This window comes from Streptomyces sp. NBC_01304 (assembly GCF_035975855.1).
In the GTDB taxonomy this organism is placed as follows: Bacteria; Actinomycetota; Actinomycetes; order Streptomycetales; family Streptomycetaceae; genus Streptomyces.
In genome coordinates this window covers 5,128,012-5,152,484 of record NZ_CP109055.1, presented here as the reverse complement: position 1 = coordinate 5,152,484, position 24,473 = coordinate 5,128,012, and the positions used below count along the sequence as shown (strand labels likewise).

Genomic DNA, 24,473 nt, shown 5'->3' with positions numbered 1-24,473 from the left:
CGCCCGACTGCGGCGGCTCCGGACGCGGCCGGCGGCGCCTGACGCGTCCGGGCCGCGGAGCACAAGAATCGTCCGGGCTCCCGAGCTCGTAGACCACGGGGTGGGTCAACCGTTCGCCCGCCCCGGCACAGCCCCGCCGGCCATTCCCCCGCGCCGGCGGGCCCGGGGCCGGCGCCGGCCCGGAGGGTGCTCTGCACCTGCCGCCGCCGGCCCCGGATTCATTTCCTGGCGCAGAGGTTGAGGGAAACACAACAGCCGAATTCCGTGGCACCGCGGAACGCCCGGCCGATACCTCCTGCCCTGAAACCCGAACCCGAATCCGGAATTTGACATTCCTGGATTGCTGCGGAGAGGACCGAAGCAATGACCGTGGAGAGTGCGATGAGTGTGCCCACGGAAACAAAGATGCCCGGGGAAGCGGTGTCGGAGTTTCTTTCCGAGACCCTCCGTTCCATTCCGCGCAGCGACCAGCGGCGCTGGGGCGAACTTTATGTACGCGCCCTCATGGAGGCCGAGGGCAAGAAGACCATGCGGGCCCTGGCGAAAGGTGCCGGGCCCGGCGTAGAGCAAAGCCTTTACCAATTCATCAGTAAGTCGCCCTGGGATGCGCTTCCGGTGCGCCGCGAACTCGCCCGGCTCTTCCAGGAGGTGGCCCAGCCGCGCGCCTGGGTGGTCCAGCCCTTGGTGATCACCAAGGTGGGGGAGCACTCGGTCGGGGTGGAGCGGCAGTTCGTGCCCGAGCTCGGCCGCGTCGTCAACTGCCAGCAGGGCATGGGCATCTGGCTGGCCTCCGACCGGATGAGCGCCCCCGTGGACTGGCGGCTGGCGCTCCCCGAGTGCTGGACCGAGGAGCCGGATGCGCGCAAGCGGGCCTCGATCCCCGAGGGCGTGGGCGCCTGCCCGCCCGAGAAGTGTGCGACCGACTCCATCGCCAGGATGGCCGGCGAGTGGGGCCTCAAGGCCAGGCCCGTCGTGATGGATCTGCGCGAGACCGACCCCGCGCCGGTCTGCGCGGCCCTGATGGAACACCAGATCCCGTTCGTGCTGCGCATCGACCCCACCGCCGCACACACCCCGCTCGAACTGCGCCGCCCCCGCACCGACCGGGTGAGCGAGGGCGAGGGCCTGGTCACCGCGCTGAGCCGGCACTGCATGCCGGTGGAGTGGTGCGACCACACCACCGGTGCGGTCCGCGCCACCATCGTGGGCGCCACCCGGGTCCGGCTGCGCCGGGCCCAAGGCCGCCCCGACTTCCAGGAGTTGATGCTCCTCGGTGCCTGGTCCGAGCCCGGCGCCCGCCGCCCTGGCGAGTACTGGCTGTCCAACCTCTCCGGGCCGCGCCTCGGCACCGTCTACCGCACCGCGATGCTCGGCCGCCGCGTCGAGCGAGACCTCGCGCAGGTCAGCGACAAGGTGGGGATACGTGACTTCGAGGGCCGCTCGTTCCGTGGCTGGCACCACCACATGACCATGGTCTCGCTCGCGCATGCGCTGACCGTCATGACCGAGGACGGCGAGGCCGAACCGGTGCCGATCGACCCACGGACGACCCTTGCGGGGCCGCGTACGCAGCAGGTGGATGCCGCATGACGGAGCCCCGCACGGAACTCGATGTCGCCGCCGAACTGCGCCGGCTGTTGCCCGCCTGGCTCGGCACCCGCCGCTGGTTCGCCGACAAGGGCGCGGAGGCGCCCACCGTGGAACCGGTCCTCGTCGAGGTGCTCGCCGAGGGGGATCCGGCGCTGCTGCTCGCCGTGGTGCACACCGGGCACGACGAGTGGTACCAGTTGCTGATCGGCGTACGCTCCCCGGGCAGCCCGCTGCCGGAGGCGCTCGCCGCCGCGCGCATCGGCCGTACGGCGGACGGCGCGATCCTCTACGAGGCCCTTGCCGACCCGGAGTTGGCGGGCCGGCTGCTCGACCGGATCGCCGAGGGGGGCCCGGTGGGCGCCGTGCGATTCCACCGCACACCGGGTGCCGAGATCCCGACGGGGCTGCCCGCCGCGCTGGTCACCGCCGAGCAGTCCAACAGCTCGCTCGCGTACGGCGACCGCATGATGCTGAAGGTGCTCCGCCTCCTGGTGCCGGGCCCCAACCCCGAGCTGGAGATGCTCGCCGCCCTGGAGCGGGCCGGCGACGTGCCGAGCGCCGCGCCGCTCGGGTGGATCCAGACCTCGCCCGACCTGCCGGGTGGCGAGACCACCCTGGGCATCCTCCAGGAGTTCGTGCCCAACCGGGGCGACGGCTGGGCCATCGCCGTGGAGGAGGCACGGGCCTGCATCGTGGGCGAGTGCGAGTCGATCGCGCCGGTCGGCGGGTTCACCGAGGAGGCGTACGCCCTCGGGCGGGCCACCGCACAGGTGCACGCGGCGCTCGCGCGGCAGCTGGACACCCGGACGCTGACCGCCGCGCAGGCGGACGAGCTGGTCGCCACACTCACCGAGCGGCTGGACCACGCGCTGGACGAAGTGCCCGAACTCCTGCCGCACGGCCGGGCGTTGCGGGGTGCCTACCGGGACCTCGGCGAGGTCGTCCGGCGCGGCCATCCCCTGCACGTCCAACGCGTGCACGGGGATCTCCACCTGGGCCAGGTGCTCCGCGGCAAGGAAGGCTGGGTGCTCATCGACTTCGAGGGCGAGCCCGGGCACTCCGTGGCCGAGCGGCGCCGACTGCAGCCCGCGCTGCGCGATGTCGCCGCGATGCTGCGGTCCTTCGACTACGCCGCCCATCATGCGCTCGCCGGAGTGCTCGGCCTGCCGCCGGGCGAGCAGTCCCCCAAGGACCTGCGGGGCACCCGGCTGGCCCGACGGGCATCCGCGTGGGCGGTGCACAACCGCCGTGCCTACTCGGCGGGTTACAGCGAGGCAGGCGGTGCCGACCCGCGGACCGAACCGGTGCTGCTGCGGGCCTTCGAGGCGGACAAGGCGGTGTACGAGGCGCTGTACGAGACCCACAACCGGCCACAGTGGCTGGCGATTCCGCTGGCCGCGGTCCGCAGGCTCGCGGCCGCACGCCGGGTGGCGGGCTGAGCCGGAGGGCTCCGAGACCGGCTTCCCGCCGTGCCCCGTCCAGCTCCGCCCGGCCCCACCACCATCCGACGACGAAGGGTCACCATGACCAACTCGCCCCAGCAGCAGGCCATTTCGGGAGAGCCGGGCACGGGCCCGGTCCCAGCCCCGCACGAAGTGGAGCGCATCCCCGTCGACTTCTGGTTCGACCCGGTCTGTCCCTGGTCGTGGCTGACCTCGCGCTGGCTGCTCGAGGTGGTGAAGGTGCGCCCGGTGGAGCCGCGCTGGCGAGTGATGAGCCTGGCCATCCTGCAGGCCAACGGGCGGCTGCCCCGGGAGTACCGCGCGATGCTGAGCGAGGCGCGCGGGCCCGCCCGGGTCTGCGTCGCGGTCGCGGCCGAGCACGGGGACCGGGCCGTACCTGCCCTCTACACGGCCCTCGGCCGCCGCTTTCACGAGCAGGGCCTGCCGCAGACGCGCGAGGTTGTCGAGGACGCGCTGCACGAGGCCGGGCTGCCGGCCGGGCCGGCCGAGGCACTGCACTCCCGGACGTACGACGCCGCCCTGGAGGCCTCGCACAAGGCTGCGGTGGATCTGGCGGGTGACGACATCGGCACTCCGGTGCTCGGGTTCGGCGGGTTGCGGGAGGGCGGCGGCGGCCGTCGGGCCGGCTTCTTCGGGCCCGTGGTGAACCCGGTTCCGCGCGGCGAGGAAGCGGCACGGCTCTGGGACGGAGTCGCCCTCCTCGCCGCCACCCCCGGCTTCTACGAACTCAAGCGGAGCCGGCCCTGACCGGGTCCACGACCCTTGCGAGAGAGAGCGAGTCATGAGCGGCAACACGACATCCGCCGTGAGGAGAAGGACGGAAGAGGCGGGGGCGGGGACCGTCGACGCCGCAGTCGTCGGCGGCGGCCCGGCCGGGCTGTCCGCCGCCGTCTACCTCGCCAGGTACGGCCGGGAGGTCCTGGTCTTCGACACCGGGCACGGCCGGTCGACCCACCACCAGGTCAACCACAACTACCTCGGCTTTCCCGACGGCATCGCCACGGTCGACCTGCGCAAGCTCGCCACCGAGCAACTGGGCCGCTACCCGGAGGCACGCGTGGTCCACCACCAGATCACCGGGATCGAGGGCAGCGCCGGTGACGGCTTCACCCTGCGCGCCCAGGGGCACAGCTGGCGGGCGCGCACTGTGCTGCTCGCGACCGGGGTCCTGGACCACTTCCCGCACTTCCCGCACTGGGAGTCGTATGTGGGGCGTTCGATGTTCTGGTGCATCACCTGCGACGGGTACGAGAACCGCGGGCGCAGCATCCTGGTGGTGGGGCACACGGATGCTGCGGCGGGCGAGGCGATGCAGCTGCACAGTCTCACCGACCGGGTCCGGCTCCTGACCAACAGCCGGAGCGACGAGATCAGTCCCGAGTTCCGGCGCCGGCTCGACTCCGCGGGCATCGAGGTGGTGCACGACCGCATCCAGGAAGCGCAGGGAGCCGACGGTGTGCTGGAGGCGATCGTCACGCGCGGTGGCCGGCGGCTGGCACTGGATGCGCTGTTCTCGATCCAGGGGGCGACGCCCGAGACCTTGCTGGCCGGCCAACTCGGCGTCCGGCTCGCGGAGTCGGGGTACATCGCGGTGGACTCGGAACAGAAGACCTCGGTGGCGGGGGTGTACGCGGCCGGAGACGTGACCGCTCTGCACTCCCACCAGGTGACCACCGCGGTGCACGAGGGTGCCCAGGCGGCGTCGGCGGCCAACTACTTCCTGTACCCGCCGGAGCTGAAGGCCGACTGAGCACGGCGGCGCAAGGGGAACAAGAGGAAGGGGACCGCCCGCTGGGCGGTCCCCTTCCTCTTGCGCGTGCGAGTCCGGGGCCGGGCCCCTGATCCGCTCAGCGGCGGGTGCCGGAGACCTCCGCCGCGAAGGCGTCGAGCCGCGTCAACTCCTCCTCGGTGAGCCTGACATCGGCTGCCGCGGCGTTCTGCTCCAGGTACGCGATCCGCTTGGTGCCGGGGATCGGGACGACGTCGTCGCCCTGGGCGTGTACCCAGGCGAGGGCGATCTGGCCGGGCAGCACGCCCTTGCCCTCGGCGATCTCCTTGACGACCGTCACGAGCTTGAGGTTGGCGTCGAGGTTCTCCTGCTGGAAGCGCGGCATGTTGCGCCGCATGTCGTTCGAGTCGAACCCGTCGCGGGAGGTCACGGCGCCGGTCAGGAAGCCGCGGCCGAGCGGCGAGAACGGCACCAGGCCGATGCCGAGGCGGCGTGCCGTCGGCAGGACGGCGTCCTCGATGCCGCGGGTCCACAGCGAGTACTCGCTCTGCACGGCGCTGACCGGGTGCACGGCGTGTGCGCGCTCCAGCTCCTCGGCGGAGACCTCGGAGACACCGACGTAACGGATCTTGCCGGCGGCGACGAGCTCGGCCATCGCCCCGATGGACTCCTCGATGGGGGTCTTGGGGTCGACGCGGTGCAGGTAGTACAGGTCGATGTGGTCGACACCCAGCCGGGTCAGGGACTCGTCGCACGAGCGGCGGACGTAGTCCGGGTCGGCCTGCAGCACCATTCCGGTGCCGGGCCTGACGTCCACGATGCCGCACTTGGAGGCGAGGACGGCCTCGTCGCGGCGGTCCTTGAGGGCATGGCCGAGGAGCTTCTCGTTCGCACCGACGCCGTACAGGCCGGTGGCGCCGTACACGTTCGCGGTGTCGATGAGGGTCACGCCGAGGTCCAGGGCGCGGTGGACGGTGGCGATCGACTCGATGTCGTTGCCGACGCCGTAGGACTGGCTCATGCCCATGCAGCCGAGGCCCTGTGCGGAGACTTCGAGGCCCTGGCTGCCCAGAGTGATCTGATGCATTGTCACTTCCCTTGGTGGTGAATCCTGTTGTGGTGGTCACCGGTCCTGTGAAGGCCGTAGTGGTGACGGTCGTGGTCCTTGTGACTGTCGTGATGATGGAACCAGTGCGCGAGGCGGCCCACGGCATGGCCGCCGGTCAGCAGATAGAAGGCGTGTGAGAGGCCGGTGCGCCGGCCGTGCCGCAGCCACAGGAAGTGGTGGTGCCGTTGGCCGCCGTGGGCTCCGGGCAGCAGGGCCACCAGAAGCAGCGAGAGCACGGTCAGGGCGACCATGACCAGGAGTGCGGTCCGGAAGGCGGCCAGATAGCGCGCGGTGTCTGCGCCCGCCCCCGGACTCGCCCCCATGACGGAGAAAATGGTACCGATCCCGGCCACTCCGAGGGCCTGCCCCACCTGGAAGGCGGTGGTCAGCGCGCCGGAGGCCGAGCCCTTGTCGTCGGGCCGGATGCCGGTGAGCACGATGCCGATCAGCGGGGACATGGTGAAGCCCTGACCGGCGCCGACAAGGAGCAGCGGGGCGGCAAGCGCGGCCGCGGTCAGCCCGCTGCCCTGGACCCGCACGGTGTACCAGGTGGCCACCAGGCCGACCGTGAGCAACGCATAGCCGAAGGTCAGGACGGACCGGCCGAGCCGGGGCACCAGCTGGGGCACCACCAGGGAGGCGCCGAAGAAGGCGACGCCGACCGGGGCGAAGGCCAGGCCCGCCCGCAGCGGGTCGAGTCCGAGGCCGGCCTGCAGGGTCAACGAGGCGTAGACGGCGAGGCCGACCGTGCTGATGAAGAAGACCAGGCCGATCGACATGCCCACGGAGAAGGCCCGTTGGCGGAAGAGCTCGGGGCGCAGCAGGGGTGTGCGTGCCGCGCGGACGAGGCGCTGCTCATGGCGCATGAAGAGCGCGAGGACGGGCGGGGCCGCGCCGAGCATGGCCCAGGTCCACCAGGCCCAGCCGGTCCCGGGGCCGATGAGCAGGGGCAGCGTGAGGAAGAGCAGTGCCGTGCCCAGCAGGCCGGTGCCGATGTGGTCGATGTGAGCCGTGCCCGGGGGCCGGTCCGGCGCCATCACCCGCCGGCCGGCGAGCAGCGCCGCGGCCCCGATCGGCACCAGGACCAGGAACGCGGGGCGCCAGCCGAGCCCGGCCAGGTCGAGCTGGATCAGGGCGCCGCCGATGAGCTGGCCCGCGACGAGGGCGACGCCGATGGTCGCCCCGAACAAGCCGAGGGCGAAGTTCCGTTCCCGGCCCTCGAAGGTGTCCTGGATGATCGACAGGATCTGTGGATAGACCAGCGCGGCACCGAAGCCCTGCACGAGCCTGGCCCCGATGAGCACCGGGGCGTTCGGCGCGATCCCGCAGACGGCGACCGCGAGGGTGAACAGGGCGAGCCCGGTCAGCAGGACCCGCTTGCGGCCGAGCACGTCGCCGAGGCGGCCGCCGGTGATGAGGAAGATCGCGTAGACCAGTCCGTACCCGGCGATCACGAACTGTGCGGTTCCGAAGCCGACTTGGAGGCTCCGCTGCAGGGACGGCATCGCCAGATTGACCACGGAGACCCCGCCGATGACGAGGAAGGCGCAGACCAGCCCCACGCCGAGCACGACCCAGCGCCCCTGGCCGGTGGCAGGTGCGGCGGGCGGGCCGACCGTGTCCGGGGCCCGCGCAACGCTGCCCGCCGGACCGGCGGCCGGCGCGGGTCCGATGGCCGGTGCGGGCTCCGCGGTCGCGTCGGCCGCCGCGGAGCCGGCAGCCTGCTCCTCGGTGCGCGGACCCGTGGGGTGCAGGGTCACGCGCCGGCCAGTACGCGGACGACCGCCTCGGCGGTCTGTACCGCCGAGGCCGGGTTCTGCCCGGTGACCAGACGGCCGTCCACCACGGCATGTGCCGTGAAGTTCTCCGCGGCCTCGTGCTTGGCGCCGCGCTGTTCGAGCGTCGTCTGCAGCGGGAACGGCACGATGTCGGTGAGGCCGACCGCGGCCTCCTCGTCATTGGTGAAGGCTGCCAGGCGCTTGCCGTCGACGAGGTGACTGCCGTCGGACAGCACGATGTCGACCAGCCCCGCCGGGCCGTGGCAGAGCGCGGCGACCACACCGCCGGCCTCGTAGACGTCCCGGCCGAGGCCGGCCAGTTGTGTGTTGCCCGCGAAGTCCCACATGCTGCCGTGCCCGCCCGCGTAGAAGATCGCGTCGTACTGTGCCGCGTCGATGTCCTCGGGCCGGGGGGTGTTCCTGAGCTTGGCGCTCATCTCGGGGTCGGCGAGGAACGCCTGCTGGTCCGGGTCGGTGGGGTCGATCCCGGAGACGGGCGGCTCACCGCCCTGTATGGAGACCAGGTCGGTGCGGTGGCCGGCCTCGCTGAACACCTTCCAGGGCAGGGCGACTTCCGGCAGGTAGTAGCCGGTGGGACGGCCGGTGCTGCCGAGCTCGCCATGGCTGGTGAGCACGATGAGGATCCGCTTGGCAGGGGGCATGGTTGCTCTCCAAGAGGCACTGCCCGGCCAAGTCCGGCCGTGGCAGCGCGGGTTGATGTGTCAGGCCACGGGGCGGGCGTTGAGGTTGCGGAACCGCGGGCCGTAGAACACCGGCTGGTCGAGGTCGGTGTAGGTGTGCAGGAAGCCGTACTCGGCCGGGTAGAGGCGCGGCAGGTCGTCGATGAGGTGCCGCGGGATCTCGCGCTGCATGAACGTGAAGCAGGAGAAGACCCGCAGCTTCATCATGTGGTGCACGGCCTCGCCGAAGGTGGGCCACTGGGTGTCGGGGTTGCCGTTCCACATGGTGTCGAGGTTGGCCAGCATCTCCGAGTAGTCCTGGTCGAAGACCAGCATCTCCGCGGAGATCTCGGCCCCGTCCGGATCCTCGGCGAGCAGCTTCTCGTAGCCGTCCGCGGGCACCGCGAGCGTGTTGACCACGGACGGCCAGCTGATCTTCGGGCCCTGGAAGTGCACGGCCTCGGTCTCCGGGGTCAGCTCGATCGCCGGCTCGGGCGCCCGGTAGGTGCGGCCGTACCAGAGCTCGGCGAACTTCCCGTAGTGGGACTCCTCGTGCTGGTAGGCGGCGCCGGCCTGGATGGTGCCGCTGGTCGCGCCCTCGCCCTGCTCGAGGATCTCGTCGATCCCCTCGATGAGCTGGTCGAGCGGGTCGATGCCGGGGGTCGGCACGATGGTCTTGAAGCCGATGTTGTCGCCGACCTGGTTGGCGATCCCGCCGCCGCGCACCGCCACCCGGAGCTCATCGGCGTTCTGCAGGATCGCTTCCTTGATCTCCGCGTACAGCTTGCCGATGGTCGGGAAGTCCTCGTGCGAGTACTGCTCGGGCAGCAGGAAGAGCGGTGACTCCAGGCGCATGAAGTTGTGCAGCTGCGGCTTGGACAGTTTGGCGAGCCCGATGTGCAGATCGGGCTCGACACCGCCGGGCAGGCCGTGCGACGGGAACTTCGGGTCGAGGTCCTTGATGCGCGGGCGGCCGCCGATCGCCGCGAGCATGTTGGCGGCGATGGACATGTGCACCATCTCCTCCATCAGCACGCTGCGGATGGTGTTGTAGCTGGTGTAGTTCTGCGTCTCGAGCGAGAGCATCGCCGCGGTGTAGATCGGGAGCGTGGAGTGCTCCAGCTCGATCGCCGTCTGCAGCGCCTCACGGATCCATCCGACGGAGCGCCGCTCCGGGGCCCGGACGGCCTCCTCCTGTGCGGTGGCCATGGTGGTGTTCCTTTCGTTGGCTTTACGGTCGTACGTCGACGATCTCCGCACGAGGTGTGGAACTGGGCTGTGGCGCCCGTCAGTTGGCGGCGAGGGCCTGGCTGCGGGACCGGCCGAGCAGTACGAGGACCACGAGGAGCGCCCCGGCCGCGAACAGCGCGACGCCGAGGCCGATCTGGTGCATGGAGGCCAAGGTGCCGAGGACCGCGACGCCGAGCGCCGAACCGGCCTGCCGGGAGGCGTTGAGGGCGCCCTGCGCGGTGGCCGCGTACTCGGTGGGGGCGGCCATGGCCATGTCGGCGGTGGAGGCCGGGATCGCAGTGGTCGAGCCGAGCGCCAGCATCAGCTGTGCGGCGACGAGCAGCGCGAAGGGGGTCTCGGTGCCGGAGAACGCCAGGATGACGCCGGACAGCACCCCGCAGGTCAGGCCGAACAGGATCAGCGGCCGGGTGCCGATGCGGGACACCAGCCGGCCGGTGAACAGCGGCAGCACAGCGAGCGGCAGTGTCATCGGCAGGAAGGCGAGCCCGGTCTCCAGGGGCGACATGGAGCGCTCGTTCACCATCCACTGGGTCATCGCGAACAGCAGCCCGTAGAAGACGAACGAGGCCGCGGTGCCGGTGATCATGTCGGCCTGCACCCTGGCCTTGACCAGGAGAGCGGGCGGCAGCACCGGGTGCGGGGACTTCCGCTCGACCAGGCCGAGCGCGATGAACGCGGCGACGGCGGCCACGACTGCGATCACCGGCACCAGGTGGCCCCAGCCGTTGGTGCCGCCCTCGACGAGCCCGAAGGTGAGCGCGCTCAGCCCCACGATGGACAGCACCAGACCGGCCACGTCGACCGGGCGGTGCGGACGGTCCCCGTCGGCGGCGAAACCGCGTGCTGCCAGCCAAGTGACCAGGGCGATGGGCGGGTTGACGAGGAAGACCAGCTCCCAGCCGCCGAGCGAGACCAGCGCGCCGCCGAGCACGGGACCCGACACCAGGCCGAGCGAGCTGACCGCGGCCCAGGCACCGACCGCCCGCGCCTTCTTGGCCGGGTCGGGGTAGAGCCCGCCGAGCAGTGCCAGCGAGGCCGGGACCAGTCCGGCGGCGGCCACGCCGAGCAGGGCGCGGCCCGCGATGAGCAGCCCGGCCGAGGCCGCCAGGGCGCACAGCAGCGACACGGCACCGAACGCGATCAGCGACGTACGGTAGACCCGGCGCGGTCCCCAGCGGTCCGCGAAGGACCCGGACGCCAGCATCAGACCGGCGAAGACGACGGTGTACGCGTCGACGGTCCAGGCCAGGGCGCCGGTCGAGGCGTCCAGGCTGCTCTGCAGATCGGGCAGGGCGACATTCAGGATGGACGCGTCCATCAGGACGAGGAAGTTGCCGACCGCGATACCGAGGAATCGGCCGGCGGTGCGCGGCTTCGCGGCAGGCTGCCCGCCCCCGGCGGGCGCCTCAGAAGTGACGTCGATGCTCTCGGTTGTCATGCCCCGCAGGGTCCTGCACGGGCGAGCGGGCGGCCAAGGCAGCCGTGGAGACTTCATGACCTCAGCGGGCTGGCCAGTGGGCGCTGCGGAGGTCAGGAAGTACGTCTGAGTGATGGGGAGTTGGTATTCGGCGGCTGCTAGCTTCCGGCTACTCGCCGAAATGCGCGCCCTGCCGGGCGCCTTCGGAATCCCGACGCCGGAATCCCCGCAGTGGATTCTCTGGAGGCTTCAGAAATGGCCGAGATCAAAACCGTGGCCGTTCTCGGTTACGAGAGCTGCAGCGAGCAGGACACCATCACCCCGCTCGAAATCTTCAAGGGCACCGCAATGGTGCTCGCCCACCAGATCGCACCGTGGCCGCTCGCGGAGGAGCCGCGCGAACTCGACGTCAAGTTCGTGTCGCTCGACCCGGGCAATGTCGTCATGCAGATGGGCACCCAGGTGGTGCCGGACGCCGTGCTCGAGGAGGGTCAGCTCTTCGACATCCTCTACGTTCCCGGCGGTGTCGGCTCCGGGAAGATGACCCAGGACGGCCGCATTCTCGACGCGATCCGTCACCACCACGTGAACGGGAAGGTCATCGCCGGCAACTGCTCCGGCATCGGCATCCTCTCCCGCTCCGGAATCCTCGGCGACACCCCGGTGACCTGCGTCGCAGCAGTGGCCCGTGGGTTGCGTGCCGAGGGCACCAACGTCCCCTCGCCGCGCCACATGTGGCTGCACGACGAGGCCAAGAAGATCTGGACCACCACCGGTTCGTACGGAGTGAACGGATCCACCGTCGCGCTGGTCGCCAACTACTTCGGCAAGGAGGTCGGCACCGTCGTCTCGATGATGTTCGACACCTTCGGCGGAATCGGTGACCAGATCTTCCAGCAGACCGGTCCGGAGTTCTACCAGCACCCCGAACTCGAGGAGAAGTTCACCGACTTCTTCGAGCCGATGCTCCTTCCGGGCCGCGGTGGTCAGGCATGATCACCGTCACCGCAAAGCAGATCGTCAAGGCGGGAAAGGAGGCCGAGCTGGAAATCCTCATGTCCGCCCTGGCCGCCAAGATCCGCGCCAATGAGCCTGGTTGTGTCGGCTTCGACTATGTGCGCCCGGAGGAGGGCGGTAATACCCGCCTCGTCGTGGAGCGCTACCGGGACTACGCCGCCCTGGAATTCCACAAGTCGACCGACTACCTCCGCGACTTCATTCCGAATCTTCTGGAATGCCTTGAGGAGTTCCCGGAGGTGACCGTCCACCGCGACGTCACACCGGGCCCGCAGCTGCCCGACTCGTTCTTCCACGTGGGCATCGTGGTCCCGGACCTGGAGGCGGCGATCGCCCGCTACTCCGAGGTGTTCGGCATCGAGTTCACCGAGCCCGCCACCTTCAAGGTGCCGCGCCTGGAGGACCCCGAGCCGCACCCCTTCGAGCTGGTCTGCGCGTTCTCCAAGACGGGCGCGCCGTACTACGAGCTGATCCAGGCCGACGGGGACGGGATCGTCTCGGCGAAGAACGCCGGGCAGATCCTGTACTACGGCGTCTGGGAGGACGACATGGCCGGGCGGCTCGAACTCCTCGAGAAGCAGGGCGTGGGCGTCGATGCGGCCTTCCGCAAGGATGCCGACTCCACTCCGTTCGCCGTGATCACTGCGCCCGATCTGATGGGCGCGCGCATCGAGTACGTGGACACCGGCGACCGCGGCCCCATCGACGAGTGGGTGCGCACCGGCGTGTACCCCGGTGGCCTCGAGTCCGAGTAGCCGCCGGGTCCGAGGAGGCGGCTGGTCCGGCCGGGCCGCCTCCTCGGACCAACAGCCACCACTGCCCGGGTCCGTTCCCGGGCGTGACCCATCAGTGAACCCGGAAGGGAACTCTTCCATGCGTTACGACCACATAGTCGTGGGTGCCGGCTCCTCCGGCGCCGTCCTCGCCAGCAGGCTCACCGAGAACTCCGGCGTCAGCGTCCTGCTCCTGGAGGCCGGCCCGGACTGGGCCGACAACTCCGCCATCCCCGCCGACCTCACCAACGCCCGGACCGTGTCCGTCGAGGACCACGACTGGGGCTACACCGCCGAGGCGGTCCCCGGCCGTTCGCTGACGTACGCCCGTGGCAAGGTGGCCGGTGGCTGCTCCGCGGTCAACGGCGCCATCGCGCTGCGCGGCATCCCGGCGGACTACGACGAGTGGGCCCAGCTGGGCAACGACGAGTGGGCGTGGAGCTCACTGCTGCCGTACTTCCGCCGAATCGAGGACGACCAGGACTTCGACGGCCCGTTCCACGGCAAGGGCGGTCCGACCCCGGTCGTCCGCGCCACCCGTGACGAGCTGGTGCCGTTCCAGGCCGCCTATCTGGAGGCCTGCCTCGACCAGGGCTTCGGCTACGTCGAGGACCACAACGACCCCCAGTCCACGGGTGTCGGCCCGATCCCGATGAACCGCAGGGGCGACCTGCGGATCTCGACCGCGATCGCCTACCTCACCGAGGCCCGCAAGCGGAAGAACCTCACCATCAAGGCGGGTGCCACCGTGCACCGGGTGCTCTTCGAGGGCACCAGGGCCGTCGGCGTGGAGGTGGAAACCGGCGGCACGCTGGAGAAGGTCTACGGCGACCAGATCACGCTGTCCGCCGGCGCCCTCAACTCGCCCGCCATCCTGCTGCGTTCGGGCATCGGCCCGAAGGACGAGCTGCGCGAGCTCGGCATCGACGTCGTGCTCGACCAGCCGAACGTCGGCGCCAACCTGATCGAGCACCAGCAGATCACGGTCGGCCTGCTGCCCAAGGAGGGCGTCACCGACCCGAACGACCCGGACGTCCAGGTCCTGGTGCGCTACACCAACCCGGGCTCCGAGCAGTTCAACGACATGCAGCTGTACTTCGTCAGCCGCTATGTACCGGTCACCCACCGCCCCATCAGCGTGATGAGCGTGCTGCAGAAGCCCGAGTGCCGGGGCCGGGTCTCGCTGCGCAGCGCCGACCCGGCGGTGCAGCCCGAGATCGTCCTCAACTCGTACGGCACCGCGGCGGACCAGAAGATCGCCATGGACGGCGTACGACTGTCCTGGGAGATCGCCAACTCCAAGCAGATCCAGGACCTGTCGTCCGGTCTCTCGGACAAGCTCACCCAGCGCCAGGTCGACGACGACGCCCTGCTGCTCGACTACATCCGGGAGAACTCCGCCACCCTGTGGCACCCGGTCGGCACCGCCAAGATGGGCGCGGCCGGCGACCCGACCGCGGTGGTCGACCAGCGGCTGCGGGTGCACGGAGTGCAGAACCTGAATGTGGTCGACGCATCGGTGATGCCGACCCACGTCAGCGCCAACCCCAATCTGACCTGCTACGTCATCGGCGAGCGCGCTGCCGAATGGTTCCTGCAGGACGCCTGATCCCAGCCACTCACTCGCGAAGGAGGGTCCCATGGCCGACGAGGGGACCAAGCTTGTCCACACGTACTACGAGGAGTTCCTGACCGCTCCCGGCGATCTGCAGATTGCCGACAAGATCATGGCGCCCGATGTGGTGTTCAACAACCCGATCTCACCGAACGGCATCCACGGCCTGCCCGCGTACAAGGAGTTCGCGCTGCGCTGGTACGGCGGCTTCCCGGACCGTGTCTTCACCATCGACGACCTCCTGGAACAGGACGACAAGGTCGCCGCCTCGTTCACCATCACCGGCACCCACCGGGGTGTCTTCATGGGCGCGGCCCCGACCGGCGAGCACATCGAGGTGCGGGGGATGAACATCTTCCGGATCGAGGACGGCCTGATCAAGGAGGTCACCGCCTTCTTCGATCCCGGCCAGCTGCTCAAGCCGCTCGGTCTCGGGGCCTGACGCCGTGGCGGAGGCCAAGGGCAGGATCGCCGTCCTCATCGAGGACCACTTCGACCAGACCGAATACCGGGCGTTCAACGCGTACTTCCCGGCCCACGGCTACGAGGTGGAGTACGTCTCCCACCTGTGGGACCAGCCGTCGCTGACCTTCGGCAGCAACCCGGACAACGGGACCGTCGAGGACCACGTCACGGTGACCACCGAGCTCACCGCCATCGACCCCGCCGACTACGTGGGTGTCATCCTGATCGGCGCGTACGCCATGGACCGGCTGCGCTACCAGGTCGAGATCCCCGGTCCGGGCAGCCGCAACAAGGCACCGGCCGTGGAGTTCCTGCGGTCCGCCGCGGCCGTGGACGGGCTGAAGATCGGCACGATCTGCCATTCGCTGTGGCTGCTCTGCGCCGACCGGGAGCTGCTCGCCGGGCGCCGGGTGACCTGCGCGCACAACATCGTCTGCGATGTGGAGAACGCCGGCGCCGAGGTCGTCTACGAGGGCTCGGGCACCGCGGAGCTCGTCGTCGACGGGGACCTGATCACCGCCAAGCACCCCGAGGTGACCGAGCGGTTCATGGACACGTTCGTCCGCGAGATCGAAACAAGCTCTAAGTAAGGGAGTTGGGGAGCAGTCATGCCGACTGAAGCGCAGATACGCGAGGCCGTCGAGGGATACGTCGACAGCTTCAACAAGCAGGACCGGGAGAAGTTCGCCGGCCTGTTCGCCGAGAACGTCGTGCACTACGAGCCGGTGGGCTCGACGCCCAACCGGGGCCGGGACGCGGTCCTCGGCTTCTTCGACGGTCTCTTCGACGTCATCGACCGGGTGGAGTTCGAGCTCAAGGACCTGATCGTCACCGGTGACGAGGCGGCCTTCGTCTTCGGCATCACTGCGTACAAGAAGGACGGCGGCGTGGTCCGCGAGACCGGCATCGACACCTTCAAGGTGGACGACGCCGGCCTGGTCACCGAGGCCAAGGGCTACCACGACGCCGCGCACACCCAGGTCACCGAGGCCTGACGATGGCTGTCCTGGATTCACCGGATGCGGCCGAGGACGACAGTCCCCGGCTGCGGATCGGCGCGCTGCGGCCGCGCCGGGGCCAGCTGAAGTTCCGGATCGACGAGGAGGAGCAGGACCGCCGGGTCAGCCCGCTGGAGCTCCTCTTCGACCTGGTCTTCGTCGTAGCCGTCGCCGGGCTCGTCGAGTTTCTGCGGCACGTACCGTCCTGGTCGGGCGGGCTGCAGTACGTGGCGCTGTTCGCGGCCATCTGGTGGACCTGGGTCACCTACACCTTCTACGGGGACCGGTTCGACAACGACGACCGGCTGCACCGCCTGATGATGCTCGGGGCGATGCTCGCCGTCCTGGTGATGGCGGTGTCGATCTACGAGGCGTTCAGCTCCCGGCAGGGGGCCGTCGGGTTCGCCGTCGGCTATGTGGCCGGGCGGCTCCTGCTGGTGGGGCTCTATGCCCGGGCGCACTACCACATCCCCAAGGCCCGCCCGCTGACCCGCCGCTACATGACGGGCTTCGCGGCCGGCGCCGCCATCTGGACCGCGGCGGTGTTCGTGCCGCAGCCGTACTGCTATCTGCTGTGGGTGACCGGGCTTGCGGCCGAGTTCCTGGTGCCGTTCCTGTCTGCCGGGGTGATCGCGCAGGTCCCGTTCGATCTGGAGCACATCCCGGAGCGGTTCGGGATGTTCACCATCATCGCGCTCGGCGAGGTCATCGCCCTCAACGCGATCGGGCTCGACGAGAGCGACCTGCGGCCCAAGGCCCTCGCGGTGGTGGCCGGGACCTTCTTCCTCGCCGCGGCCCAGTGGTGGCTCGTCTTCGACCATGTGGACTCGGCACAGCTGCGCAGCTGGCGCCTCGGCGGCCAGGGCTATGTGTACGGGCATCTGGCCGTCTGCTGCGGCATCGGGATGACCGGTGTCGGCGGGCTGCTCGCGGCGGACGCCCTCAAGGGCGGGGGACACGGGGCCAATTGGGGTCCGGTGCTGTGCACCGGCGTTGCCGTGTTCCTGCTCGCCATCGGGCTGATCCATCTGCTCAACAGCGGCCACCGCGGGGACCTGCGGGGCTGGACGCGGATCGGCCTGGGCCTGGCCTGCCTGGTCCTCGCGGCCGTCGACCCGGCCCTCGACCCGGTGCTCTACGAGGCCGTCCTGATCGCCGGCCTGAGCGGCCAGATCCTCATCGAGACCCGGACCGCAGGTCCCACCGAACCCGCACCTGGGAGACTGACATGACCAATGAAGTGAACTTCACGTTCTCCGACACCATCGCGGGCCGGGTCACCGGCTTCGACCGCGCCGCCCGCCTCTTCACGGTGGCCGGCGCGGACGGCCGCAGCTTCGAGATATCCCTCGACGGCGGCCCCAGCGCGGAGCTCCTGCACAACCTGGGCGAGCCGTACCAGGACGCCTCCGGCCACATCGACGAACTCCTGACGGAGGGCGCCTTCGTCTTCGCGTACGGGATCTTCTATCCGAAGGGCCCGGCCACGAGGGACCCGGCCGCGGGCGGACTGCGCTTCGAGGCCAAGCGGCTGGTCTTCGTCGGCCGCGACGCCACCGACTTCCGGTTCGAGGAGTCGCTCTGGTGGGTCAAGCAGATCGAGGAGATCGCCGACTTCTACCGCAAGGCCCAGTTCGGCGAAGGACCCATTGACTTCAAGCAGTACCGCACCGAGATCCGGCTCAGCGGTGAGAAGACCGGCAGCCACGTCCAGGAGACGGACACCATCTCGCGGCTCGTCTACGGCATGGCCTCGGCCTTCCAACTCACCGGCAACGACGAGTACTTGGAGGTCGCCGAGCGCGGCACCGAGTATCTGCGCGAGCACATGCGCTTCGTCGACACCGACGAGAACGTCACGTACTGGTACCACGGCCTCAAGGTCGACGGCGACGTCGAGACGAAGCTGTTCACCTCGGAGTTCGACGACGACTACGACGCGCTGCCCGCGTACGAGCAGATCTACGCCCTCGCCGGCCCCGTCCAGACCTTCCGCGTCACCGGCGACCCCCGGATCAAGGCCGACGCCGACGCCACCATCCGGCTCTTCGACCGCTTCTACCTCGACCCCGAGCAGGGCGGCTACTTCTCGCACATCGACCCGATCCTGCTCAGCCCCGAGCACGACTCGCTCGGCCCCAACAAGGCCCGCAAGAACTGGAATTCGGTCGGTGACCACGCACCCGCGTACCTGATCAACCTCTATCTGGCGACCGGCGAGCAGAGTTACGCCGACATGCTGGAGTACACCTTCGACACCATCGTCGAGCGCTTCCCGGACACCAAGAACAGCCCCTTCGTGCAGGAGCGCTTCCACAAGGACTGGTCGGCCGACACCACGCACGGCTGGCAGCAGGACCGGGCGGTCGTCGGGCACAACCTGAAGATCGCCTGGAACCTGATGCGCATGCACTCGCTGCGCGCCAAGGACGCCTACCTCGACACGGCCGCCGCCATCGGCGAGACCATGCCCGAGGTCGGCGGCGACCGGCAGCGCGGTGGCTGGTACGACGTCGTCGAGCGGCTCAAGGTCGACGGCGAGGACCGCTTCCGCTTCACCTGGCACGACCGCAAGGCCTGGTGGCAGCAGGAGCAGGCGATCCTGGCCTACCTGATCCTGCACGGGATCACCGGGCGCGAGGAGTTCCGCACCGAGGCGCGCGACGCCCAGTCGTTCTACAACGCCTTCTTCCTCGACCACGACGAGGGCGCCGTCTACTTCAACGTCCTCGCGAGCGGCCTGCCGTACCTGCTCGGCGTCGAGCGCCACAAGGGCAGCCACTCGATGTCGATGTACCACTCGGCGGAGCTGTGCTTCCTCGCCGCGGTCTACAACAACCTGCTGATCAGCGGGAAGCCGATGGACTTCTGGTTCAAGCCCGACCCCGCCCTGGTCGAGGACCGCACGCTGCGGGTGGCGCCGGATCTGCTGCCGGCCGGTTCGGTGCGCATCGACTCCGTCGAGATCGAGGGCGAGCCGTACGCCGACTTCGACGCGGACGCGCTGACCGTGCGCCTTCCGGAGACCTCGGGCCGCGTGAAGATCAAGGTGCGGCTCGCCCCCAACTCCTCTACTGGCAAGGCAGAGGTGACCGGATGACCGTCAAGGTGACCTCGCGCGCCGAGGGCGACACCTCGGTCGTCGTCCTGGAGGGGGAGATCAACTCCACCACCTCGGGCGGCCTGCAGGCCCAGCTGCTGCCCTTCGTGCGGCCGGGCAGCGCCGTCCTCATCGATCTGACCGGAGTCTCGTACGTCTCCAGCGCAGGCCTGCGCACCCTGCTGATCGTGCACCGCCGCGCCCAGCAGGTGGACGCGGAGATCACCCTGGTCGGCCTGTCGGAGGAGGTCCGGTTCGTGATGAACGCGACCGGGTTCCTGGACTTCTTCCGGATCGGCGAGGACGTCGGCTCCGAGCTGGCGCGGGCAGGCCGATGAGCATCCAGGACCTGAGCGCGGCGGCGCGCGTCGACGAGTTCCCGACCCACCGGATCGGTGACTACCGGGTGCGCGCCGGACGCCCGTACCCGTACGGCGCCCACCCGGTGCCCGGCGGTGTCAGCTTCTCGGTCTACTCGGACCGCGCCACCTCGATGAGCCTCGTGCTCTTCGAGAAGGGCGCGCCCGAGCCGACCGCGGAGCTGGTGTTCCCGCCGGAGTTCCGCACCGGCAGCGTGTACGCGATGACGGTCTTCGGGCTCGACCTGGAGAACCTCGAGTACGGCTTCCGCGCCGACGGTCCCTTCGACCCGGCGGCCGGCGACCGCTTCGACCGCCGCAAGGTGCTCAGCGACCCGTACGCACGTCTGATCGCGGGCCGCGACGTCTGGGGCGTGGAACCGGACTGGGACGACGTCTACCCGTACCGCTCGCAGGTCGTGAACGACGACTTCGACTGGGGCGACGACACCCAACTGGGCATCCCCAGCGAGGATCTCGTGATCTACGAGACCCACGTACGCGGCTTCACCCGGCACCCTTCGTCGAAGACCGAGGCGCCCGGCACCTACGCCGGGCTGCGCGAGAAGATCCCGTACCTCAAGGAGCTCGGCGTCAACGCGGTCGAGCTGCTGCCGATCTTCGAGTTCGACGAGCTGGACAACCCGCGCACCGACCCGGCCACGGGCGAGCGGCTGCACAACTACTGGGGCTACAACACCGTCTCGTTCTTCGCCCCCAAGGCGGGGTACGCGGCGACCGGGCGCTTCGGGATGCAGGCCGACGAATTCAAGTCCCTGGTCAAGGAGTTGCACAAGGCCGGCATCGAGGTGATCCTCGACGTCGTCTTCAACCACACCGCCGAGGGCAACGAGCAGGGCCCGACGATCTCGTTCCGGGGTCTCGACAACGCCACGTACTACATGCTCACGCCGCAGGGGGAGTACTACAACTTCAGCGGCACCGGCAACACGGTCAACTGCAACCACCCGGTCGTCCGCGACTTCGTGCTCTCCTGCCTGCGGTACTGGGTGTCCGAGTACCACATCGACGGCTTCCGCTTCGACCTCGCGTCCATCCTGGACCGGGCCCCGGACGGCAGCCCGCTGCCCAACCCGCCGCTCCTCGAACAGCTCGCGTACGACCCGATCCTGCGCCACACCAAGCTGATCGCCGAGGCCTGGGACGCGGCCGGCCTCTACCAGGTCGGCAACTTCCCCAACTACGGGCGCTGGTCCGAGTGGAACGGCCAATACCGGGACACCGTAAGGAAGTTCATCAAGGGTGAGCCGGGGCTCGTGGGCGAGCTGGCGACCCGCCTGGCCGGGTCCCCGGACCTCTATCAGGGGCGTACGGCGACGGCCTCGGTCAACTTCATCACCGCGCACGACGGATTCACCCTGGCCGACCTGGTCTCGTACAACGACAAGCACAACGAGGCCAACGGCGAGCACAACAACGACGGCGCGAACGACAACCACAGCTGGAACTGCGGCGAGGAGGGCCCCAGCGCCTCCGCGCACATCCGCGAGCTGCGCCTGCGCCAGATGAAGAACCTGCTGGCGCTGCTCCTCACCAGCCAGGGCATCCCGATGCTCCTGTCCGGCGACGAGGTGGGCCGCACCCAGCTCGGCAATAACAACACCTACTGCCAGGACAACGAACTGTCCTGGTTCGACTGGGGACTTGTCGGGGCCGACGACGGGCTTCTGGACTTCACCCGCGCCCTGATCGCCTTCCGGCACGCCCACCCCGTGCTGCGCGGCGTCGAGCACCCGCACGGCACCGACCGCGCAGGCGGCGGCCTGCCCGACGTCAGCTGGCACGGGGTGCGGGCCTGGGAGCCGGACTGGTCCGAGCACAGCCGGGTGCTCGGCATGCTGCGCTCAGGCCCGGACGACGTGGTCTACCTGGCGGTCAACGCCCATTGGGAGGACCACGACCTGGAGCTGCCCGAGCTGCCCGACGACCAGGTCTGGCACCTGTTCGCCGACACGGGCGCGCCCGGAGCGCCGGCCCCGATCGGGGCCGAGCCGCCGCTGGAATGTCCGGGCCGCTACCGGCTCGGGGCGCACAGCGTGGTCGTGCTCGTCGGCCGGCCCGTCCCCGAGACCAAGTAATCAACTCTGCTTCTACGCAAGGGACTCCCATGTCTTTCGACGTACGGCTCAGGATCAACGACAAGGTCGCCAGCATCGAGCTCAAGGGCGAGCTGGACGCCTCCACGGCGGGCCGCTTCCACGACGTGATCGACGAGGCGGCGCAGCTCGGCGCGATCGAGCTGGTGATCAGGGCGGAGAACCTGACCTATCTGGCCTCCGCCGGACTGCGCTCCCTGGTCGTGGCCCGCCAGAAGATGGGCGACGAGGTGCGCATCGCCGTGGTCGGCGCGGCCGAGCCGGTGGCGCGGACCATCAGGCTGGCCGGGTTCGACCACAGCATCGATCTAGTCGACGCCTGAGGGGGACCGGGGAGATGGCTTTCGATTCCGTTTCCGCGTCCGAGGGTGGCGTCCGGGCCGTCTCCGGCCCGGCGGGCCGCGTACGGTCCGAGGCCTGTGTCCGGTACGAGCCCGAGTGGCCCCCGCTCACGGTCGCGACCGCGACCGCGATCACCGTGCCTGCCGAGCTCGCCGAGCTCGACAGGGTGGCCGAGTTCGTGCTGCGGCTCGGCGGGCAGGCCGGGCTCGCCGACAGTGCCCTGTACCGGCTGCGGCTCGCCGCCGACGAGCTGGCGACCAACATCGTCATGCACGGCTACCGGGACATCCCGGGCGGCCGGGTCTCGGTGGCCGGCGGGATCGAGGCAGACCGGGTCTGGGTCCGGTTCGTGGACGACGCCCCCGCCTTCGACCCGCGGCAGGGCATGCGGGCCCCGGACCGGGACATGCCGCTGGAGCAGCGGGAGATCGGGGGGCTCGGCGTCTACCTCGCCTTCACCTCGGTGGACACCTTCGACTACGAGCTGGTGGCGGGCCGCAACGTCAGCACCCTCACCATGCGGCGGTCCTCGGCGGCCGGGGTCCAGGACTCGGCCCCGGCCCAGGAACAGCGGAGACGAACACCATGAAAGTGCTGCTCCTCGACGAACACCGCCATGCGCCCCCGGCGCTGGCCGAGGCCCTTCAGACCGTGGGCGCGGACGTACGGGTCCGCACCCCCGGCGACGTACTGACCATGCCGACCGGCGAACTGCCCGACACCCAGGTGCTCCTCGCGCACGCGGGCCTGTCCCCGCACAGCGTGCGCGCGGTCGCCCGGCGCCTCGACGACGAGGGGCAGCAGCCGACCGTCGTGGCCTTCGCGGAGCACGATCTGCATCTGCTCGGCGGCCATGTGAACGCGGGCTCCGAGTATCTGGTGCCGCCCTTCCACCCCGAGCTGGTGCGGGCCCGGCTGCGCAGCTGCCATGAGCGCCTGGAGATCAGCCGGACCATCGAGGACGTCGCCGCCACCGCCGAACTGCTCGGCTACGAGCGGGAGTTGGAGATCGGCCGGGAGATCCAGCTGGGCTTCCTGCCCGACTCGCTGCCCGAGCCCGACGACTGGGAGATCAGCGTCCGCTTCCGTCCCGCGCGGACCGTCGCCGGGGACTTCTACGACGTGTTCGAGCTGGCCAACCGGCGCCGGCTCGCGCTCGTCGTGGCCGACGTCTGCGACAAGGGCGTCGGGGCCGCGCTGTTCATGGCCCTGATCCGCAGCCTGCTGCGGCACACCGCCGAGCAGTCCGGGCTGCAGAGCCTGATCGCCGCCGATCTGCTCGGCGAGGAGACGGCGGGGGTCTGGCAGGAGCAGAGCCGGGCCATCCCCGTGGTCGGCGCGACCCCGCTGCTCAACGCCGTGGTCGGCACCAACAACTACCTCACCCGCAACCACATCCGGCAGGGCTACTTCGCCACCATGTTCTTCGGCGTACTCGACCCGCTCACCGGCAACCTCGTCTACATCAACGGCGGCCACAACCCGCCGGTCCTGGTCAGCGCCTCCGGCGGCGAACCGGTGCTCCTCGAACCCACCGGACCGGCCGTCGGAGTGATCCCCGACGTCAGCTTCTCCCTCGGGTACGCGCAGGTCAGCCCCGGCGACACGCTGTTCGTCTACACGGACGGCGTGACCGAGGCGCGCTCGCCGTCGGGCCGGTTCTTCGGCGAGGACCAGATGCTCAAGCACCTGACGGCGGCCGCGGTGCGCGGCGAGGAACTGCTCGACCACATGGACGGGGCGCTCGGCGAGTTCGTCGGCCCGGCGGAACAGTCCGACGACATCACCATGCTCGCCGTGCACTGGCGACCCCCTGCCACCGACCCGGCCTCCGACTGACCGGCTCGCCTCTCTCTTCTCTCACTCAGGGACACCATGTCGCAGATCATCACCATGCACTCCTACCGAGGAGGAACGGGCAAATCCAGCACGGCCGCCAACCTCGCGCTGCTGCTCGCCTCGGCGGGCCGCCGGGTCGCCCTGGTGGACACGGACATCCAGACGCCGTGCCTGGACGTGATGTTCGGCCCCGCGGGGGCCCCGGTGCGCCGCTCGCTCACCGACTACCTGATGGGCCGCTGCGAGATCGAGGACGCCGCCGCCCCGGCGCGGGCGGACGCGGGGCACGACGGGCTGTTCCTGGTGCCGGCCCGCAGCCGGGCCGCGGGCGTCAACGAGATCATGGGGCGCGGCTACGACGTGGGCCTGCTGCGCGAGGGCTTCGACCGGCTCATCGACTCGCTCGCCCTGGACGTCCTGATCCTGGACACCCACGCGGGCTTCAACAACGAGACGGTCACCGCGATGGCCAGCGCCGACGCCCTGGTCATCATGACCCGCGCCGACCGCCTCGACCTCGCGGGCGCCCGCGAGACCATGGCGCTCGCCCGCCGCCTCGGCTGTCACCGCCTCAGCGTCACCGTGAACATGGTGCCGGACGGGGGGATCGGCGAGCGGCTGCGCGGCGAGGTCGAGTCCGCCTATGACACCCGCCTCACGGCGGTCCTGCCGTACGCCCCCGAGATGTCGGTGCTCGCGGGGGAGCGGCTGTTCAGCACGGCGTATCCGCAGCATCCGCTGGTGACGGGCTATCGCCGGATCATCTCCGCAGTGAGCAACGGGACTTCAGGGATACGTCGATGAGCGCGCCGGGAACTTCAACAGGAGGCAA

General features: G+C 70.0%; 23 protein-coding genes. 18 read left to right on the top strand and 5 right to left on the bottom strand.

What is annotated here, in order from left to right; all coding sequences use genetic code 11:
* The first annotated feature begins 381 nt into the window (after window positions 1-381).
* The 4 genes from OG430_RS22660 to OG430_RS22645 all read left to right on the top strand — a co-directional run bounded on the left by OG430_RS22660 (window position 382) and on the right by OG430_RS22645 (window position 4,803).
* On the top strand, window positions 382-1,590 hold the full coding sequence (locus OG430_RS22660) for an IS701 family transposase (protein WP_327354393.1): 1,209 nt from the start codon (window positions 382-384) through the stop codon (window positions 1,588-1,590).
* Window positions 1,587-3,029 (top strand): maltokinase N-terminal cap-like domain-containing protein, encoded by a 1,443-nt coding sequence (locus tag OG430_RS22655; RefSeq protein WP_327354392.1) that lies wholly within the window; start codon window positions 1,587-1,589, stop codon window positions 3,027-3,029. The genes OG430_RS22660 and OG430_RS22655 overlap by 4 nt, the downstream gene beginning before the upstream one ends.
* An 84-nt stretch (window positions 3,030-3,113) precedes the next feature.
* Window positions 3,114-3,800: a mycothiol-dependent nitroreductase Rv2466c family protein gene (locus OG430_RS22650; RefSeq protein WP_327354391.1), complete on the top strand. Its 687-nt coding sequence runs from the start codon at window positions 3,114-3,116 to the stop codon at window positions 3,798-3,800.
* Between the two features lie 34 nt (window positions 3,801-3,834).
* Window positions 3,835-4,803, top strand: coding sequence for an NAD(P)/FAD-dependent oxidoreductase (locus OG430_RS22645; RefSeq protein WP_327354390.1), 969 nt, complete (start codon window positions 3,835-3,837; stop codon window positions 4,801-4,803).
* Between the two features lie 97 nt (window positions 4,804-4,900).
* On the opposite strand, the gene OG430_RS22640 is transcribed toward OG430_RS22645, so the two are convergent.
* The 5 genes from OG430_RS22640 to OG430_RS22620 all read right to left on the bottom strand — a co-directional run bounded on the left by OG430_RS22640 (window position 4,901) and on the right by OG430_RS22620 (window position 11,037).
* Window positions 4,901-5,869 (bottom strand): aldo/keto reductase, encoded by a 969-nt coding sequence (locus OG430_RS22640; RefSeq protein WP_327354389.1) that lies wholly within the window; start codon window positions 5,867-5,869, stop codon window positions 4,901-4,903.
* A gap of 2 nt (window positions 5,870-5,871) precedes the next feature.
* Window positions 5,872-7,650 carry an MFS transporter gene (locus OG430_RS22635; protein ID WP_327354388.1) on the bottom strand — a complete coding sequence of 593 codons (1,779 nt, stop codon included), beginning with the start codon at window positions 7,648-7,650 and terminating at the stop codon, window positions 5,872-5,874.
* A complete protein-coding gene (locus tag OG430_RS22630; protein WP_327354387.1) occupies window positions 7,647-8,330 on the bottom strand; it encodes a type 1 glutamine amidotransferase domain-containing protein in 684 nt (227 codons plus the stop codon). The genes OG430_RS22635 and OG430_RS22630 overlap by 4 nt, the downstream gene beginning before the upstream one ends.
* Before the next feature lie 60 nt (window positions 8,331-8,390).
* On the bottom strand, window positions 8,391-9,557 hold the full coding sequence (locus OG430_RS22625) for a ferritin-like domain-containing protein (RefSeq protein WP_327354386.1): 1,167 nt from the start codon (window positions 9,555-9,557) through the stop codon (window positions 8,391-8,393).
* Between the two features lie 79 nt (window positions 9,558-9,636).
* Window positions 9,637-11,037 carry an MFS transporter gene (locus OG430_RS22620; RefSeq protein WP_327354385.1) on the bottom strand — a complete coding sequence of 467 codons (1,401 nt, stop codon included), beginning with the start codon at window positions 11,035-11,037 and terminating at the stop codon, window positions 9,637-9,639.
* Between the two features lie 234 nt (window positions 11,038-11,271).
* On the opposite strand from OG430_RS22620, the gene OG430_RS22615 reads away from it, so the two are divergent.
* The 14 genes from OG430_RS22615 (at window position 11,272) to OG430_RS22550 (ending at window position 24,445) form a co-directional block, all read left to right on the top strand.
* Entirely contained in the window at window positions 11,272-12,012 is a 741-nt protein-coding gene (locus OG430_RS22615; protein WP_327354384.1) for a DJ-1/PfpI family protein, read from the top strand.
* Window positions 12,009-12,788 carry a VOC family protein gene (locus OG430_RS22610; RefSeq protein ID WP_327354383.1) on the top strand — a complete coding sequence of 260 codons (780 nt, stop codon included), beginning with the start codon at window positions 12,009-12,011 and terminating at the stop codon, window positions 12,786-12,788. Before OG430_RS22615 ends, OG430_RS22610 begins: the two co-directional genes overlap by 4 nt.
* Before the next feature lie 118 nt (window positions 12,789-12,906).
* Window positions 12,907-14,415, top strand: a complete 1,509-nt coding sequence (gene mftG, locus OG430_RS22605; protein WP_327354382.1) for a mycofactocin dehydrogenase MftG — start codon at window positions 12,907-12,909, stop codon at window positions 14,413-14,415.
* Between the two features lie 31 nt (window positions 14,416-14,446).
* On the top strand, window positions 14,447-14,863 hold the full coding sequence (locus OG430_RS22600; RefSeq protein ID WP_327354381.1) for an ester cyclase: 417 nt from the start codon (window positions 14,447-14,449) through the stop codon (window positions 14,861-14,863).
* Window positions 14,864-14,867: 4 nt separating this feature from the next.
* The gene (locus OG430_RS22595) at window positions 14,868-15,476 is read left to right on the top strand and encodes a DJ-1/PfpI family protein (RefSeq protein WP_327354380.1); all 609 of its coding nucleotides are present in this window, start codon (window positions 14,868-14,870) and stop codon (window positions 15,474-15,476) included.
* 18 nt (window positions 15,477-15,494) lie between these two features.
* On the top strand, window positions 15,495-15,881 hold the full coding sequence (locus OG430_RS22590) for a nuclear transport factor 2 family protein (RefSeq protein WP_327354379.1): 387 nt from the start codon (window positions 15,495-15,497) through the stop codon (window positions 15,879-15,881).
* Between the two features lie 2 nt (window positions 15,882-15,883).
* Window positions 15,884-17,116: a low temperature requirement protein A gene (locus OG430_RS22585; RefSeq protein ID WP_327354378.1), complete on the top strand. Its 1,233-nt coding sequence runs from the start codon at window positions 15,884-15,886 to the stop codon at window positions 17,114-17,116.
* Window positions 17,113-18,984 carry an AGE family epimerase/isomerase gene (locus tag OG430_RS22580; RefSeq protein ID WP_327354377.1) on the top strand — a complete coding sequence of 624 codons (1,872 nt, stop codon included), beginning with the start codon at window positions 17,113-17,115 and terminating at the stop codon, window positions 18,982-18,984. Before OG430_RS22585 ends, OG430_RS22580 begins: the two co-directional genes overlap by 4 nt.
* Entirely contained in the window at window positions 18,981-19,322 is a 342-nt protein-coding gene (locus tag OG430_RS22575; protein ID WP_327354376.1) for an STAS domain-containing protein, read from the top strand. The genes OG430_RS22580 and OG430_RS22575 overlap by 4 nt, the downstream gene beginning before the upstream one ends.
* On the top strand, window positions 19,319-21,442 hold the full coding sequence (gene glgX / locus OG430_RS22570; protein WP_327354375.1) for a glycogen debranching protein GlgX: 2,124 nt from the start codon (window positions 19,319-19,321) through the stop codon (window positions 21,440-21,442). Before OG430_RS22575 ends, glgX begins: the two co-directional genes overlap by 4 nt.
* A 29-nt stretch (window positions 21,443-21,471) precedes the next feature.
* The gene (locus tag OG430_RS22565; RefSeq protein WP_327354374.1) at window positions 21,472-21,783 is read left to right on the top strand and encodes an anti-sigma factor antagonist; all 312 of its coding nucleotides are present in this window, start codon (window positions 21,472-21,474) and stop codon (window positions 21,781-21,783) included.
* A gap of 14 nt (window positions 21,784-21,797) precedes the next feature.
* Entirely contained in the window at window positions 21,798-22,391 is a 594-nt protein-coding gene (locus tag OG430_RS22560) for an ATP-binding protein (protein ID WP_327354373.1), read from the top strand.
* Window positions 22,388-23,641 (top strand): PP2C family protein-serine/threonine phosphatase, encoded by a 1,254-nt coding sequence (locus OG430_RS22555; protein ID WP_327354372.1) that lies wholly within the window; start codon window positions 22,388-22,390, stop codon window positions 23,639-23,641. The genes OG430_RS22560 and OG430_RS22555 overlap by 4 nt, the downstream gene beginning before the upstream one ends.
* Before the next feature lie 36 nt (window positions 23,642-23,677).
* The gene (locus OG430_RS22550) at window positions 23,678-24,445 is read left to right on the top strand and encodes a MinD/ParA family ATP-binding protein (RefSeq protein WP_327354371.1); all 768 of its coding nucleotides are present in this window, start codon (window positions 23,678-23,680) and stop codon (window positions 24,443-24,445) included.
* Window positions 24,446-24,473 lie beyond the last annotated feature (28 nt).